The 14,955-nt window shown below is 68.6% G+C and carries 12 protein-coding genes; 1 reads left to right on the top strand and 11 read right to left on the bottom strand.

The genetic code is table 11. From position 1 onward, the window contains the following. Positions 1 to 55: 55 nt before the first annotated feature. The 11 genes from ACZLIF_RS16585 to ACZLIF_RS16635 form a co-directional block, all read right to left on the bottom strand. Positions 56 to 1,747 carry a BatD family protein gene (locus tag ACZLIF_RS16585; protein WP_128988491.1) on the bottom strand — a complete coding sequence of 564 codons (1,692 nt, stop codon included), beginning with the start codon at positions 1,745 to 1,747 and terminating at the stop codon, positions 56 to 58. After that, positions 1,744 to 3,543: a tetratricopeptide repeat protein gene (locus tag ACZLIF_RS16590; RefSeq protein ID WP_128988493.1), complete on the bottom strand. Its 1,800-nt coding sequence runs from the start codon at positions 3,541 to 3,543 to the stop codon at positions 1,744 to 1,746. The genes ACZLIF_RS16585 and ACZLIF_RS16590 overlap by 4 nt, the downstream gene beginning before the upstream one ends. Beyond that, the gene (locus ACZLIF_RS16595) at positions 3,540 to 4,544 is read right to left on the bottom strand and encodes a vWA domain-containing protein (protein WP_128988495.1); all 1,005 of its coding nucleotides are present in this window, start codon (positions 4,542 to 4,544) and stop codon (positions 3,540 to 3,542) included. The genes ACZLIF_RS16590 and ACZLIF_RS16595 overlap by 4 nt, the downstream gene beginning before the upstream one ends. Beyond that, positions 4,541 to 5,005: a DUF4381 family protein gene (locus ACZLIF_RS16600; protein WP_478462120.1), complete on the bottom strand. Its 465-nt coding sequence runs from the start codon at positions 5,003 to 5,005 to the stop codon at positions 4,541 to 4,543. The genes ACZLIF_RS16595 and ACZLIF_RS16600 overlap by 4 nt, the downstream gene beginning before the upstream one ends. After that, a complete protein-coding gene (locus ACZLIF_RS16605) occupies positions 5,002 to 5,931 on the bottom strand; it encodes a DUF58 domain-containing protein (RefSeq protein WP_128988500.1) in 930 nt (309 codons plus the stop codon). Before ACZLIF_RS16605 ends, ACZLIF_RS16600 begins: the two co-directional genes overlap by 4 nt. An 8-nt stretch (positions 5,932 to 5,939) precedes the next feature. Continuing rightward, positions 5,940 to 6,965: an AAA family ATPase gene (locus ACZLIF_RS16610; RefSeq protein ID WP_065175742.1), complete on the bottom strand. Its 1,026-nt coding sequence runs from the start codon at positions 6,963 to 6,965 to the stop codon at positions 5,940 to 5,942. Between the two features lie 172 nt (positions 6,966 to 7,137). Further along, positions 7,138 to 9,108: a type IV pilus secretin PilQ gene (locus tag ACZLIF_RS16615; protein ID WP_053518459.1), complete on the bottom strand. Its 1,971-nt coding sequence runs from the start codon at positions 9,106 to 9,108 to the stop codon at positions 7,138 to 7,140. A 21-nt stretch (positions 9,109 to 9,129) separates the two neighbouring features. Beyond that, positions 9,130 to 9,663, bottom strand: a complete 534-nt coding sequence (locus ACZLIF_RS16620) for a pilus assembly protein PilP (protein WP_053518457.1) — start codon at positions 9,661 to 9,663, stop codon at positions 9,130 to 9,132. Next, the gene (locus ACZLIF_RS16625) at positions 9,663 to 10,319 is read right to left on the bottom strand and encodes a type IV pilus inner membrane component PilO (protein WP_053518455.1); all 657 of its coding nucleotides are present in this window, start codon (positions 10,317 to 10,319) and stop codon (positions 9,663 to 9,665) included. The genes ACZLIF_RS16620 and ACZLIF_RS16625 overlap by 1 nt, the downstream gene beginning before the upstream one ends. Further along, the gene (locus ACZLIF_RS16630; protein WP_128988502.1) at positions 10,316 to 11,152 is read right to left on the bottom strand and encodes a PilN domain-containing protein; all 837 of its coding nucleotides are present in this window, start codon (positions 11,150 to 11,152) and stop codon (positions 10,316 to 10,318) included. The genes ACZLIF_RS16625 and ACZLIF_RS16630 overlap by 4 nt, the downstream gene beginning before the upstream one ends. Continuing rightward, positions 11,152 to 12,210 (bottom strand): pilus assembly protein PilM, encoded by a 1,059-nt coding sequence (locus ACZLIF_RS16635; RefSeq protein ID WP_053518451.1) that lies wholly within the window; start codon positions 12,208 to 12,210, stop codon positions 11,152 to 11,154. Before ACZLIF_RS16635 ends, ACZLIF_RS16630 begins: the two co-directional genes overlap by 1 nt. 219 nt (positions 12,211 to 12,429) lie before the next feature. Here ACZLIF_RS16635 and ACZLIF_RS16640 point away from each other — a divergent pair, with 219 nt between their 5' ends. Beyond that, a complete protein-coding gene (locus tag ACZLIF_RS16640; RefSeq protein ID WP_053518448.1) occupies positions 12,430 to 14,850 on the top strand; it encodes a penicillin-binding protein 1A in 2,421 nt (806 codons plus the stop codon). Positions 14,851 to 14,955 lie beyond the last annotated feature (105 nt).

Raw genomic sequence — 14,955 nt, forward strand, 5'->3', positions numbered from 1 at the left:
GCAGGTTTCCTCGAAAAATGAATGCACTCTAACAAAGCGCGCAAGCGGCGCCGGTTCAGGTTCGGCGCTGCGGATACAGCGGCGCCAGCCCAGTGTCGGTGCCGCGGGCGGTACCCGACCAGTGTGGACCGTCACGGAAGGCCTCGCGCAACCGCACACGCAGCGGTGCCGGCTCTCCCTGCCCGCCCCATCGCACCTGCTGGAGGTCCTGCAGCACTCGGCGCTGGATCGGATCACCCAGCCTGGCGATGACCTGCTCCAGCCGCGGTACACCTGCCATCGCGCACAGCTGCGCTTCGACCTGGTCGAAGCCCTCGCCGTCCAGCACCCGGCGCAGTTCGGCGACGCTGCCGCGTCCTTCGCTGGCTTCCGGCCCGGACGGCGGCCCCGGCGGGCGAGTGGCACCGCGCATGGACGGCCCACCGCGTCCGCGCTGCCAGCCCCACAGCAGGGTCAGCAGCCACAGCAGCGCCAGGCCGATCACCGCGGCAATCCAGGGCCAGGGCTGGCTCGGCGTCCCCGAGGCGATCGGATCGGTGGCCGCAATGCGCGTGTCGTCGTCGGGCAGCGCTGCATCGGTGTCGATCGGCGGCGGCGCGGCGGGCGCCACAGTGCCCGCACCGGCGCTGACCGTCAGCGCCAGGTCCGGCAGTCGTGCCTGCTGCGCGCTGCCGTCGCGCACGTTCCACCATGACACCCTCGGCCCCGGCACCTGCAGCGGACCCGGCTGGCGTGGCACGACGGAGTAACGACGGGTGATCTTCAACCGCGGGGTGCTGCCATTGAAGGTTTCTTCGTACTGCGCCGGTTCGGCGAACACCTGCGCCGCCATGCCGAGGTCCGGAACCGGAAGGTCGGTGAACTGGGCACGGGTGGCACCTTCGGCGATCGCTTCGACCACGATGGTGGCGGCCTCGCCGGTACGCGCAGTACTCGGCGCGCTGGTATAGCGCAACTGCAGGCCCTGCAACGGCAGCCACGGCTGCGGCGCCTGAGCCGGCTGTGCCTGCACCTGCAGCGTGCGGTCGGCGCCGGTGGCGTTCATGCGGCCATCGCCCCCTCCGAAGAAGTCATCGAAGAAGCCGCCCGCGCTGCGGCCGTTGAAGCGCGCGCCGGCCAGGCGCAGTGTCCCGCTGCGCTCGGGAATCAGCAGGAAGCGGCGCTCGACCACGTTGTAGCGGCGTCCATTGACCTGCCTCACGTCGGTGCGGTCGTCGCCCACCCGCTGCAGCGAGGCACCGGCGGGCGTATCCACGATGAGCTCGCCGGAGGCCAGCTGCGAGGCGAAGAACAGGCGCACGACCACGCCAACGCTCTGCTGCACGTAGGGCGTGTCATCGTCGACATCGGTCTGGATGAACGCCATGGCCGCACCGTTGGCAGCGGTGACCGGGGCGGCGGCGTCCACCTGCAACGTCAGCGGTGCGGTCTGCGCAGTACCCACCTGCAGGGCCGGGATCGTCAGCGCGCCACTGCGTCGCGGTGTCAGCGCCACGCCATACAGACTGCGTTGCTGCATGCTGCCGTTGCTCCACTCCACCTGGCGGCTGCTGGTCTGCCCACTGAGATCGAAGTCACCGCGCAGCGGCGCGAAGTCCGGCGCACCGGCATCACTCTGCACGTTGAGGGTGACCGTATCGCCCATCGCGATGCGATCGCGGTCCAGCCATGCCCGCGGCTGTGCCCAGGCCATCAATGGCAGCCACAGCAGCATTGCCGCACACCGGCGTAGGCCGTGCATGTTCATCGCCCTTCCCTCTTCCTGCGTTCGTTTTCCAGCTGGAACTTGGCACGCAGCAACGCGCCCGGATCATCCGGCACGCGCCGCATCCAGGCGTCCACCGCCTGTTGTTCCTCGCGCTGGCGCGGCGTGCGGCCGTCATCGCCCGCCACGGTCGGATCATTCTTCTCCCGGCCCTCGCGCCCCTGTTCGATGGCCTGCTGCATGCGCTGTCGCTGCTGCGCGTCGGCCTCGGCCTGCGCATGGGCGTCCTCGGCCTGGGGCGGTGACGGCGGTCCCTGATCACCACGCTCACCGGGCCGCGGTTGCGGCTGGGCGCCGGCGTCTGAGGGCGGGGGGCGCTGCGAGGGCGCCTGCGGCTGTCCCTGCCCCGACGGCTGGCCCTGCTGTGGCTGGCCCTGCTGATCCTGCGGCGTCGAGGACGGCTTCCGGGGCGGATTCTGCTGTCCCGGGTTCTGCCGCTGGCCACCCGGCGGCTTGCGCTTGCGTGCAGCATCGACAACAGCCCGGTTGGCCACCGCGTCGGCCATCCCCGGCTGCAGGGCCAGTGCGCGATCGTAGGCGGCTATGGCATCGTCGTACTGGCCCTGGCGGGCCAGCACATTGCCGAGGTTGTACCAGCCGGCCGCGGTGTCGAGCCCTTCGAACTGCTGCCGGGCACGTGCGAAGTCACCCTGGCGGTAGGCCTGTACGCCTTCGGCCAGACGCTGATGCTGCACCTGGTCCGCCCGCTTCCACAGCGTGCCCTGCACCGGCCGCGTCTGTGCCTGCGCCTGCGCGCCGTCCGTCCACGGCAACAGGCCGACCGCCAGCACGGCAGCCAGCAGCGCACGCCGTCGGAACGCCAGCAGCGCAAGCAGCATCAACGGCGGCAGCAACCAGAAGCCTTCGTCGCGCCATTGGTGACCGGTACCCGGCCGCTGCAGCGCTGTGCCTTCACGGGCATCGAGCACACCCAGCGCGCGCAGGTCGCGATCATCGGCGGCGATCCGCACATAGCGGCCGCCGCCGGCCGTCGCCACGGCGCGCAGGCGGCCTTCGTCCAGCGCGGCCTGGCGGATCTGGCCGCTGCTGTCGCGGTACGCGGCACCGCCCGGAGTTCCCAGACCCAGCACCGACACCTGCAGCCCCAGGCTGCGGGCCTGCGAAGCAGCGAGTTCGGCCTCATCGTCAGCCTGGTCGGTGACCACCAGGATCTGCCCCTGGGGCGCGCCGGTCTGCCGCATCAGCCGTGTCGCCCAATCGATGCCACGATCGGCACGCTGGCCATCGCGCGGCATGATATCCGGCGACAGCGCGTCCAGATAGAGCGCGACATTGCTGGCATCCTCGGTCAACGGAGCGACGGTATAGGCATCGTCCGCATAGACGATCAGCCCAACCTGGCCGCCCTCGCGGGCGCGCAGCAACGTGCCGATCTTGGCCCGCGCCTGCAGCAGGCGCGACGGCGGCAGGTCGGTGGCGGTGATCCGGCTGGACAGGTCCAGCACCACCAGCAACGGTGCGCTGGCCTGGAACATCGGCTGCGCCTGCTGTCGCCAGCTGGGCCCGGCCAGGGCCAGGCACGCCAGCGTCCAGCCCAGCAGCTGCGCCCACGGCAGGCGCATGCGACGGCGCGGCTCCGACGCCAGCAGATGGGGCAGCAGATGGGCATCGACCGCCTGCCGCCATGCATCGCTGCGGCGCTGTCGATACACCGCTACGGCCACGATCAACGGCAGCGCGGCCAACGCCCACAGCCAGTCAGGCCGCAGGAAATGCAGCGCGTTCCAGTCCGGCAGATGGGATGCCAGGGCGATCATCGACGACGCTCCGGCCATGCCCACGCAAGCGCACCGAGCAGCAGCGCCACGCCCAACGGCCAGGGATAACGCTCATCGCGCGGGCGCAGGGCCGGCCCCTTCTCCGCGATGGGCTCCAGCCGGTCCAGCTCGGCATAGATGCCTGCAAGCTCGGCCGTGTCGCGGGCGCGGAAGAACTGGCCGCCGGTCATCCGGGCGATCTGCCTGAGCGTCGCCTCGTCCACCGGGTCCTGGTCGGCGGAAATCGGAATGCCGAGAAAGCGCATGCTGCCATCGCCGCCAAAGGCGACGGTGTGGATGCGCACGCCCTCGGCACGCGCTACCTCCGCCGCACGCAGCGGTTCCAGCACGCCTGCATTGCTGACGCCATCGGTGAGCAGGATCAGCACACGCTGGCCCTCGGGCTGGCTGCGCAGGCGCTTGACTGCAAGGCCGATGGCATCGCCGATGGCGGTCTCGCGCCCGGCCAGGCCGACCACGCTGTCGCGCAGCTGGTCGCGGACGCTGGCCAGGTCGGCAGTGAGCGGGGTCAGCGTATAGGCCCGATCACCAAAGATCAGCAGGCCGATGCGATCGCCTGCACGACGGTCAAGAAAGTCGGCCAGCACGGCCTTGGCGGCGGTCAGCCGATCGACGGCCTGACCGCCGAGCACCATGTCGGCCTCGCCCATGCTGCCGGACACGTCCATCGCCAGCATCATCTGGCGCCCCTGCTGCGGCGGTGTGATCGCCTCGCCCAACCGCTGCGGCCGCGCCAGCGCCACGCACAGCGCGATCCAGCCCAGCCACAGCAGCAGCGCACGCCACCTGTGCGCATCGATACGACCCGCTCCGGCCAGGGCCTCCAGTTCGGTCGCGGCATAGGGCACGCGCAGCGCAGCGCCGGGGGCGGCACGGCGCTTCCAGGCCAGCATCAGCAACGGCAACGGCACCGCCAACAGCGCCAATGGCCAGGCCAGCTGCAGGTCCGGCCAGGGCCAGTAACTCGCCAGCGCACTCATCGGCGCCGCTCCTGCAGCATCGCCAGGTAACGTCCGCGTGCCCAGCGGCGCAGCACTGCGACATCGGCCGCATCCACCTGCGGCCGGTACGCGCCCTCGGCAAGCAGATCGCGCTGCGCCGCCGGCAACGTCGCCTGCGGATCCACCCGCAGCCACCAGGCGTGGTCATGCAACGCTTCGCTGCCCGGCCGTGCCTGACGCGCGGCACGGCGCAGCAGGCCCGCAATGGCCGCCACCTCAGCGGCGGCATCGGTCGAGCCCGCCAGCTCGCGATCAAACGCCTGCAACCAGCGCTGCTGACGCCGACGGCGACGCCACCACAGCAGGGCGAGGATCAGCAGGGCGAGGATCAGCAGCGCCAGCAGCAGGACCGCCCCGATCATCAGATAGCCGGGGGCCGGTGGCCACCACGACGGTGCCGGTGGCAGCTGCACATCGCGCAGGGGCAGGGCTGCGCTCATGCGGGTACCTCGGTAGGCGCCAGCGCCAGCCAGGCATCGCTGGCCGCATCACTGCTCAGTACCTGCACATTGATGCGGCGTGCCCCCAGCTGGCGCTGCAGTTCCTGCAGCGGTTCAACGAAATGCGCATGCCACTGCGCCTGCACGTCGCCGCGGCGCAGGTCCAGTCCGATGCGCTGCTGGGCGGCAAGGAACTGCAGGGGCGCCGACGGCGGCTGCAGCTCCAGCGGATCGACCAGCAGCACCAGGCTGAGGTCGTGATGCTGGGCCAGCGCTCCCCATCGCGCCGGCGCAATGCGGATGGCCTGCTGCGGGTCGGCCAGCACCAGCAGCCGTGCACCCGGACGCAGTACGCGCGCCGCGTGGTCCAGCGCGCGCTCCAGACCCAGGTCATCGGCCGGAGGTTGCGCATACCAGCGCGTCAGCGCGTCGAGCACGCGCAGCACGCCGCGTGGTCCGCCGGCTGGCGCTACCGGCGCTTCGCGGTCACTGCCGCGCAGCGCACCGATGCGGTCGCCGCGGCGCTGCGCCGACCAGGCGGCGACTGCACCGGCACGCGCAGCCTGCACCGACTTGAAGCGCACGCGGGTGCCGAAGTACAGCGTGGGTGAGGTATCGGCCACGATCAGACTGACCCGTTCGCGTTCGGCCTGGAACAGCTTGGTATGGGCACGACCGGTGCGCGCGGTCACGCGCCAGTCGATATGACGGGCATCGTCACCGGCGACGTACTCGCGCGATTCGGCGTACTCCATGCCGCGCCCGCGCAGCGGCGACGGTGCCTGCCCCGCATTGCCGGCGCGGCCGCGACGGGGCGGCGGCGGACGCTGGGCCAGACGGCGCAGCGCCACCAGCTCGGCCAGCTGCGGGCGCAGTCCATCGCCTTCGCTGGCAGACACTCCATGCTCCTGGGATGTATCGGTCATGCGCAGGCTCAGGGTGCCGGCACCCGGGCCAGCAGTTCCTGCACCAGCCGTTCGCCATCCCAGCCTTCGGCGGTCGCCTCGTAGCTCGGCAGCACGCGATGGCGCAGCACGTCCGCAGCCACCGCACGCACATCATCAGGGGTGACGAAGTCACGGCCGGCCAACCATGCGCGCGCACGCGCGCAACGCTCCAGCGCGATCGAACCGCGCGGGCTTGCGCCCCACGCGATGCGACGGCCCAGCGCGGGGTCGTAGCGGGCCGGATCGCGGGAGGCCAGCACCAGCTCCACCAGGTAGCGTTCCAGGGCCGGTGCCATGTGCAGGTCCAGTACCTGGCGACGCGCCTGGAAGACATCCTGCATCGGCATTTTCTCCGGGGCCGCCGGGGCTTCACCCAGCGCGCCGCGCGCACGTTCGCGCGCCAGCCGCAGGATTTCCGCCTCGGCCGTCTGGTCCGGATAACCGATGCGCACATGCATCAGGAAGCGGTCCAGCTGCGCTTCGGGCAACGGGAACGTGCCCTCCTGCTCGATCGGGTTCTGCGTGGCCATCACCAGGAACAACGAGGGCAACGCATAGGTGTGGCGACCCACGGTGACCTGGCGCTCGCCCATCGCTTCCAGCAGCGCCGACTGCACCTTGGCCGGTGCACGATTGATTTCATCGGCCAGCAGGATCGGATGGAAGATCGGGCCCGGCACGAATTCGAAACGGCCTTCCTGCGGGCGCCAGATCTCGGTACCGGTCAGATCGGCAGGCAACAGGTCCGGGGTGAACTGCACGCGCGCGAAATCGGCCTCCAGGCGCGCTGCCAGGGCGCGGATGGCGGTGGTCTTGGCCAACCCGGGCGCGCCCTCCACGAGCAGATGGCCATCGGCCAGCAGCGCGATCAGCAGGCGCTCGACCAGGGCGGCCTGGCCGACGATCTCGGCCGACAGCGCCTCGCGCAACGTGTTGAACGCCGCGTGCAGGTGGGACGTGGCCGGCGTGGCAGCCGGCATTGCAGATTCGGGCATCGGCGGGGGCAGGTTCATGAGGGCCTTTGACCGGCACAGGACGGCACGGGTTCCCGACATCATCGCAGGGTGCCCCGGCGATGGCATCAAGAGACGCTGAACAGCGTCCACGCCCTGCGTGGATGCATGGCCGCAACGCAGACGGGGCCGCACATGGCGGCCCCGTTTCGCACCTGCTGCAGGCGGTGGCTCAGTTCTGCTTGGCCACGCGCAGCACCTTCGGCGTCACGAACACCAGCAGCTCGGCCTTGTCCTTGTTGCGACCGCGCTTCTTGAACAGATTGCCCAGGAACGGCACATCGCCCAGGAACGGCACCTTGCTGATGCTGTTGCGATCGGTGAACTCGTACACACCGCCGATCACCACGGTCTGGCCGTCCTCGACCAGCACCGCGGTATTGACTTCGCGGCGGTTGATCGACGGCACCGTACCGTAGCCCTGCAGTTCGATCAGGCGATCGACTTCATCCTTCTTGACCTGCATGTTCAGGAACACGCGGTTGTCATTGGTGATCGTCGGGGTCACCCGCAGCTCCAGCACGACTTCCTTGAACTGCACGTTCGGCGTCGAACCCGCGCCCCCGGCGGCACCGGTACCGCTGATGGTGACGTAACCGATCTCCTTGCCCTGCTTGATCATCGCCTCGCGCTGGTTGGTGGTGACCACGCGCGGATTGGAGATCACTTCGCCACGCGATTCCTCCTGCATGGCCGACAACTCGACATCCAGCAGGTAGCCCGCGTTGAGGATCGACAGCGCCAGCGAACCCGGGTTGTTGGCCAGGGCCACCGGCAGGTTCCAGTTCAGGCCACGCTCGATGGTCGAGCCGGTCGGCACGGGTGCCGGACCGACACTGCCACCGGCCTGCCACTCACGCACGGCCTTGGCGTTCTCCAGCGCGGTATCGACCTGCGATTTGCGGGTCTTGGCGTTGGCGTCGAGGCTGCCGCTGAAGTAGACATTGTCGCGGCTGCCGCTGATGCCGAACTTCGCACCCAGTTCGCGGGCGAAGGTGTCGGTGGCGATCACGATGCGGCTTTCGATCAGCACCTGGTCCACTGGACGATCGATCACCCCGATCAGTTCGCGCATGCGTGCGATCTTCTTGGGGATGTCGCTGATCATCAGCGTGTTGGTGCGCTCGTCGGCAACGATGCGGCCGCGCGTGGACAGGAACCCGCTTTCCTCCTGCGACGAGGAACCGCCACTTCCACCACCGCCACCGCCGCCGATGCCCTTGGCCTCGGTCAGCGCTTTGAAGATCTGCGTCGCGCTGTGGTAGTTGATCTGCACGTAATCGGTCACCAGGTCTTCGCGGTTCTCGATGGCGATGCGGGCGTCTTCCTTCTCCTGCTCGAACTTGGCCAGCTCGGCCTGCGGCGCGACCCAGATCACGCTGCCATCGCGACGCTTGTCCAGGCCCTTCGCGCGCAGCACGATGTCCAGCGCCTGGTCCCACGGAACGTTGACCAGGCGCAGGGTCACGTTGCCCTGTACCGAATCGGACGCCACGACATTGAGGTTGGATTCTTCGGCGATCAACTGCAGCACCGTGCGCACCGGCACGTCCTGGAAGTTGAAGGTGACCGGCTTGCCCGAGTAGCCACGCTGGCCGACGGCCTTCGCCGCCTGGGTGACCGTACCGGCGTTGACCGCACCGACGGCGGCGGGCGCCTGTCGCGGACTGATCTCGACCACGTATTCGTTGCCGCTCTGGTAGGCCAGCGACTCCACCGTACCCGCCGTGCTCAGCACCAGCTGGGTCCCGGCGCCCGATGGCTTGGCATCGATGCGCTGCACGGGCGTGGCGAAGTCGACCACGTTCATCGGCTTCTGCAGGTTGGCCGGCAGGCGCGCGTTGCCCACGTCGACCACGACGTTGCTGCCCTGCGTGCGCAGGTCGGGAATCGCGCCCTGGCCGTCGAACTGCAGGATCAGGCGGCCGACGCCGTCATCGCCGCGCTTGAAATCGATCTTGGACACCGACAGGCCAGTTGTCGCCGGGGCCGAAGGGGCCACCGCGGTGCTGGCCGGTTTCTCCGCCGGTGCGGCGGCCAGCGCCGGAGCGCAGGCCAGCATCAGCGCGACTCCCAGCGCGCTGACACGGTTCAAGGTAGAGCGCCGGATGGGACGCAGCCCCTTGGCTTGGTGAAAGGTCATCGTGCTATCCCCAGTAAACGATCATTGATCTTCCAGCGCGAGCGTCGCTGGCCGTTCCAGCCAACCACCCGCGCCATCCGGCACCAGTTCGATCAGTTCAACGCGGTCCTCGAAGACCGCGGTGACCCGCCCGTCGCTCTGCCCCAGGTAGCCGCCTGGGCGGACCCGGTAGGTGACCTTGTCCGGCCCCATCACCAGCGCGACGGTGCTGCCGCCGGTGCCGATGGTGCCGACCATGTCCAGTGCGTCCAGCGGGAAGCCCTCCAGGGGCTCCTTGCGCCGGTTCGGGTCCGGTCGCAATCCGCCGTTCCCCTGCTGCGGATTGGTCCAGGCATCGGTGAACGGATCGCGCATGCCCTGCGCGGAGTATTCGAAGGTCTCGAACTGCTGCATCACCGGCAGCGGCTCCAGCGGCTGCGCCGGTCGCGCACGCTCGCCCTCCACCCACTTCTCCAGGTTCGGTGCATCGCCCGGCGTGCTGGTCACGCCGCGGCCACAGCCGGCCAGCAGCAGGACCGCCAGCACCATCGACCCGCGTACGATCTGTGCGCGCATCACTTCCCGCCCTCCTTGCCGGCGTCAGCGCTCTGCTGCGCCTGCACTTCGGCTTCGTCCAGATACCGGTAGGTCTTGACCGTGCCGGACAGCTCCAGCGCACCTGCGCGGACGTTGCCGCTGGTCTTGTCCTTGGGCTTGAGGTTGATGTCGTGCATGGTCAGGATGACCACCCGCGGCAACGAAGCCACGCCGCTGACGAACGCACCGAACTGGTGGTAGCTGCCCACCATCCGCAGCTTGATCGGCTTCTCGGCGTAGAACTCCTTGATCTGCTCGGACTCGGGTTCGAACAGCTCGTTGGACAGGCCGCTGGACAACGCGGTCTGCGAGATGTCGATGATCAGGTCCGGCATTTCGGTCTTGCTCGGCAGCTGCCGCAGCATCTGCTGCAGCACCTGCTCCATCTGTGCCAGCTGCTGCTTCAGCGGCGCCAGGTTCACCGCACGTTCCTGCTGCTTGGTGAACTCGGTGCGCAGCTCGGTCTCCTGCCGCTCCAGGCCCTCCAGTTCCTCGCGCTTGCCACTGATCAGCAGCATCCACGCCACGAACATGATGACCAGCGCCAGCAGCGCGCAGAAGACGATCTTGGCCTTCTGCGGCCAGTTGCCGATGTCGTTGAAATCCAGGTTCTTGAGATCGATCTTCTGGCTCATGCGCGATCCCCCTGCAACGGGGCGTGGAAGGCCTGCGGCGGCTGTGCCAGGCGGCTGCCCTCCGGCTTGGCCGGCGCAGCGGCCGGCGGGGCCGTTGCCGGGGGCGGCGTGGTGGCGGGTGCGGGTGCGGTGGCCGGTGCCGCGGGTGTGGCCGCCTCGGGTGCGGCCGACAGCGGTGCGACCGGTTCGGCGGCTGCGGCCGGTGCCACGGTGCCATCGGCATTCAGGCCCGGCGGCGCGGTGGCCTCCTCGCTCTGCGCCGGCAGCTTCACCTTGACCACGAACACATACGGCAGCGCCTTGATGTCCGATACCGGGCCCGGGCGACCGTCCTTGTCCTTGTCCGGCTCACGCGCCTCGATGATCGACAGCTCCGGACTGGCCATCCAGCCGGACGTCTCCAGGTTGCGCATGTACGCCGAAACGCGGGCGTTGGACTGGGTGCGGCCTTCCAGGGTAAGGGTGTCCCCTTCCTGCTTCAGGGCGGTCAGCACGACGCCATCGGGAATGGTGCGCACCAGCGCGTCGAACAGGTGGACCATCTGCGAGCGCTTGGCCTGCAGTTCCTCGATCACCTTCTTGCGCGCCAGCAGCCGCTCCTTCTGCGCGTCGAGGCGGTCGATCTCCTTGTTCTGCTCCTTGACCTTGTCGATCTCGGCCTGCAGGTAGGCATTGCGGTCCATCTGGCCGCTGACCTGGCGGTCGTAGTAGAACCAGATCATCAGCGACAGCAGCAGGCCACCCACGGCGGCCATGCCCAGCATTGCGTAGAACTCGCGCTGGCGTTGCTTGCGCCGTTCGGCGCGCCAGGGCAACAGGTTGATGCGTGCCATCAGTCGAAGCTCCTCAGCGCCAGACCGGTCGCGATCATCAGCGCGGGAGCATCCTGGGCCAGCGCATGCGCGTTCACCTTCGGTCCCAGCGTCATCTGCGCCAGCGGATTGGCGACCACGGTCGGCACACCCAGCTGCTCCTCGACCATTTCCGGCAGGCCCCCAAGAACCGCGCAGCCTCCGGCCAGCACGATGTGATCGACACGATTGAATTCGCTGCCGGCGTAGAAGAACTGCAACAGGCGGCTGATCTGCTGGACCGTGGCTTCCTTGAACGGCTCCAGCACTTCCATCTCGTAGCTTTCCGGCAGCCCGCCCTGGCGCTTGGCCAGGCCGGCTTCCTCGTAGCTCAGGCCGTAGCGGCGCATGATCTCGTCGGTCAGCTGCTTGCCGCCGAACACCTGTTCGCGGCTGTACAGGCTGCGCCCGCCGCGCAGGACGTTCAGGGTGGTCATCGTGGCGCCGATGTCGACCAGCGCGACCACGCCGTCGGTGGACACCGGCAGCTCACTGGCAACCAGGGCGAAGGCGTTCTCGACCGCGAAGGCCTCCACGTCCATCACCTTGGCCTGCAGGCCGCCGAGTTCCAGCGCCGACTGGCGCAGTTCCACATTCTCGGACCGCGACGCGGCCAGCAGCACCTGGACCATCTCCGGGTTGTTCGGGATCACCCCGATCACCTCGAAGTCCAGGTTCACTTCCTCGATCGGATAGGGAATGTAGTTGACCGCTTCCAGCTCGATCTGCGCTTCCATGTCGTTCTCGTCGAGCTCGGCCGGCATCGGGATCACCTTGGTGATCACGGCCGAGCCGGCCACGGCGGCGGCGGCCTGCTTCGCCTTGCTGCCGGAACGGTTCAACGCCCGGCGGATGGCCTCACCCACGGCCTCCACCTCGACGATGTTCTTCTCCACGACCGCATTCGGCGGCAGTGGTTCCACGGCGTAATGTTCCACACGGAAACGATTGCCACTGCGGGAAAGCTGCAACAGCTTTACCGCAGTCGAACTGATGTCGACGCCAATAAGCGGCGACTGACTTTTTGGGATGAGCCCCACGGTTTCTCCCCTGCCGACGGGCACTTGGACGCAAGAACTGCGACCGCGCATTAATAACGTATTCTTAGCAAATGGCAACCGCCCTGCTGTGAATTCCCTCACAGGTTCACGATGCAGCCCCTGGCGTTTCCCCTTGCGCTCCCCGGTGCCGACCCCAGCCGCCACCTTGCGTAATCTATACTCTGCGACCACGAAATTCGCAATCGGAATCTGAACCCGATGACTCGACTCCGCCGCTGGCTGCGCTGGATCTTCCTGATTGTCCTGGTCCTGGCGCTGATCGGTGCGGCCGCTGTGGGCGGTCTCTACTACGCTGTGTCCTCCAAGCTCCCCGACGTGCAGACCCTGCGCGACGTGGAGATGCAGGAGCCGATGTACGTCTATGCCGCCGACGGCAAGCTGATGGCGGTGTTCGGCGAGACCCGGCGCACCCCGGTCACCATGAAGGAGGTGCCGGAGAAGCTCAAGCAGGCTTTCCTGGCCACCGAGGACGCCCGCTTCTATGAACATGGCGGCGTGGACTACAAGGGCATCGCCCGCGCGGTGTGGCTGCTGGCCACCACCAACGACAAGCGCGTGCCCGGCGGGTCCACCATCACCCAGCAGGTGGCCCGCCAGTTCTTCCTCAGTTCCGAGTACAGCTACACCCGCAAGCTGGCCGAGATCCTGCTGGCCCGCAAGATCGAGTCCGAGCTGAGCAAGGACGAGATCTTCGAGCTGTACCTGAACAAGAGCTTCTTCGGCAACCGTGCCTACGGTGTGGCCGCGGCAGCGGAGTTCTACTACGGCAAGAAGCTGGCCGAGCTGGACCTGGATGAGATGGCCTCGCTGGCCGGCATCCCGAAGTTCCCCTCCTCCGGCAACCCGATCTCCAACCCGGAACGCGCCCGCCAGCGCCGCGACAACTATGTGCTGCAGCGCATGGCCGATCTGAAGTTCGTCAGCCAGGCCGAGGCCGATGCGGCCAAGGCCGTGCCGATGCATGCCACCGCGCATGAGCCGCCGGTGCAGGTCGAGGCGCCCTACGTGGCCGAACTGGTGCGCCAGGAGATGATCGCGCGCTTCGGCGGCGACGTGGTCAACAAGGGATACCACGTCACCACCACCATCGATTCGACCCTGCAGACCGCGGCCAACCTGTCGGTGCGTGACGGCCTGCTGCTGTATGACCACCGCCACGGCTGGCACGGCGTGGAGAAGCAGGTGCAGCTGGGGGCCGGCGACGATGCCGCAGCCCTGGCCGAACATCTGCGCGGCATCCCGGCGCAGGCAGGCCTGCTGCCGGCGATCGTTGCCAGCGCCGGTGCCGATGGCAGCGCCACGGTGGTGCTGGCCAACCGCAGCGAGATCGTGCTGCCGGCCGGTGCCGCCCGGTGGACCAACAAGACCCCCGGCAAGCTGGTGCAGCGCGGCGACATCGTGCGTGTGCGCGCCGGCGACAAGGAGGGCGAGTGGCTGCTGGACCAGATCCCGCGCGGCCAGTCCGCGCTGGTCTCGCTGGATGCCCACAGCGGTGCGCTGAAGGCGCTGGTCGGCGGTTTCAGCTTCTCCGGCAACAAGTTCAACCGCGCCACCCAGGCCCGTCGCCAGCCCGGTTCGAGCTTCAAGCCGTTCGTCTATGCCGCAGCGTTCGACAAGGGTTACAACCCGGCTTCGATCGTGCTTGATGCCCCGGTCGTGTTCCGCGACCGCCGCGGCAAGACCTGGGCACCGCAGAACGATGGCGGTGGCTTCCGCGGCCCGATGCGCCTGCGCGAAGCCCTGGTGCAGTCGCGCAACCTGGTCTCGGTACGCCTGCTCGACGGCATGGGCGTGGACTACGCCCGCAAGTACATCAGCGAGTTCGGCTTCGCCGAATCGGAGCTGCCGCCGAACCTGTCGATGTCGCTCGGCACCGCCTCGCTGACCCCGCTGTCGGTGGCCCGTGGCTATGCCGTGTTCGCCAACGGCGGCTCGCGCGTGGACACCTGGCTGATCGATCAGGTGAACGACCGCGACGGCAACCTGGTGTTCAAGGAAAACCCGGCGCTGGCCTGCCGCGACTGTGCCGGCAGCAGCGACCAGCCGGTCAGCCAGGTCGTGGACGGCTTCAACTTCGGTGCCCCGGCCCCCACGCCGGACCCGGCCGCCGCCAAGGCGCAGGCCACGACCGAAACCGCTGCCGCACCGGTCAACCCGGATGCGCGCACCGCGCCGCGCGCGATCGATGCACGCACCGCCTACCAGCTGGTGTCGATGATGCGCGATGTGGTCCAGCGCGGTACCGGCACCCAGGCCAAGGTGCTCGGCCGCGAGGACGTGGGCGGCAAGACCGGCTCCACCAACGACCACCGCGACGCCTGGTTCTCCGGCTTCGGCGGCCCGTACGTAACCACCGTGTGGGTGGGCCGGGATGACTTCCGTTCGCTGGGTTACCGCGAATACGGTGGCAAGGCCGCGCTGCCGATCTGGATCGAGTACATGCGCACCGCGCTGAAGGACACGCCGATCGCGCAGAACGACCCGCCCAGCGGCATGGTGCAGACCACGCTCAACGGCGCGACCGAGTGGGTCAAGGTGGAGGACATGGATCGCCTGACGGACTACGACCTCAACCTCAATACCCCGCAGGCCGACGCGGCTGCGTTCGATATCTTCTGACGCGTGCCGCGGGCGTCACCGTCGAGCCGGCGCATGCCCGGCTCGACGGCCCGCCCAGCCGAGCGTGGGCCCGGCCCCGCATCCCTTCTCCATTGCCCACGCAGA

This window comes from Stenotrophomonas sp. 2201_Sma, assembly GCF_056486685.1.

Coding starts and splice junctions, on each gene's coding strand:
- ACZLIF_RS16585 (WP_128988491.1), bottom strand. CDS start 1,747: ATGAACATGCACGGCCTACGCCGGTGTGCGGCAATGCTGCTGTGGCTG.
- ACZLIF_RS16595 (WP_128988495.1), bottom strand. CDS start 4,544: ATGAGTGCGCTGGCGAGTTACTGGCCCTGGCCGGACCTGCAGCTGGCC.
- ACZLIF_RS16610 (WP_065175742.1), bottom strand. CDS start 6,965: ATGAACCTGCCCCCGCCGATGCCCGAATCTGCAATGCCGGCTGCCACG.
- ACZLIF_RS16615 (WP_053518459.1), bottom strand. CDS start 9,108: ATGACCTTTCACCAAGCCAAGGGGCTGCGTCCCATCCGGCGCTCTACC.
- ACZLIF_RS16590 (WP_128988493.1), bottom strand. CDS start 3,543: ATGATCGCCCTGGCATCCCATCTGCCGGACTGGAACGCGCTGCATTTC.
- ACZLIF_RS16620 (WP_053518457.1), bottom strand. CDS start 9,663: ATGCGCGCACAGATCGTACGCGGGTCGATGGTGCTGGCGGTCCTGCTG.
- ACZLIF_RS16600 (WP_478462120.1), bottom strand. CDS start 5,005: ATGAGCGCAGCCCTGCCCCTGCGCGATGTGCAGCTGCCACCGGCACCG.
- ACZLIF_RS16640 (WP_053518448.1), top strand. CDS start 12,430: ATGACTCGACTCCGCCGCTGGCTGCGCTGGATCTTCCTGATTGTCCTG.
- ACZLIF_RS16625 (WP_053518455.1), bottom strand. CDS start 10,319: ATGAGCCAGAAGATCGATCTCAAGAACCTGGATTTCAACGACATCGGC.
- ACZLIF_RS16630 (WP_128988502.1), bottom strand. CDS start 11,152: ATGGCACGCATCAACCTGTTGCCCTGGCGCGCCGAACGGCGCAAGCAA.
- ACZLIF_RS16605 (WP_128988500.1), bottom strand. CDS start 5,931: ATGACCGATACATCCCAGGAGCATGGAGTGTCTGCCAGCGAAGGCGAT.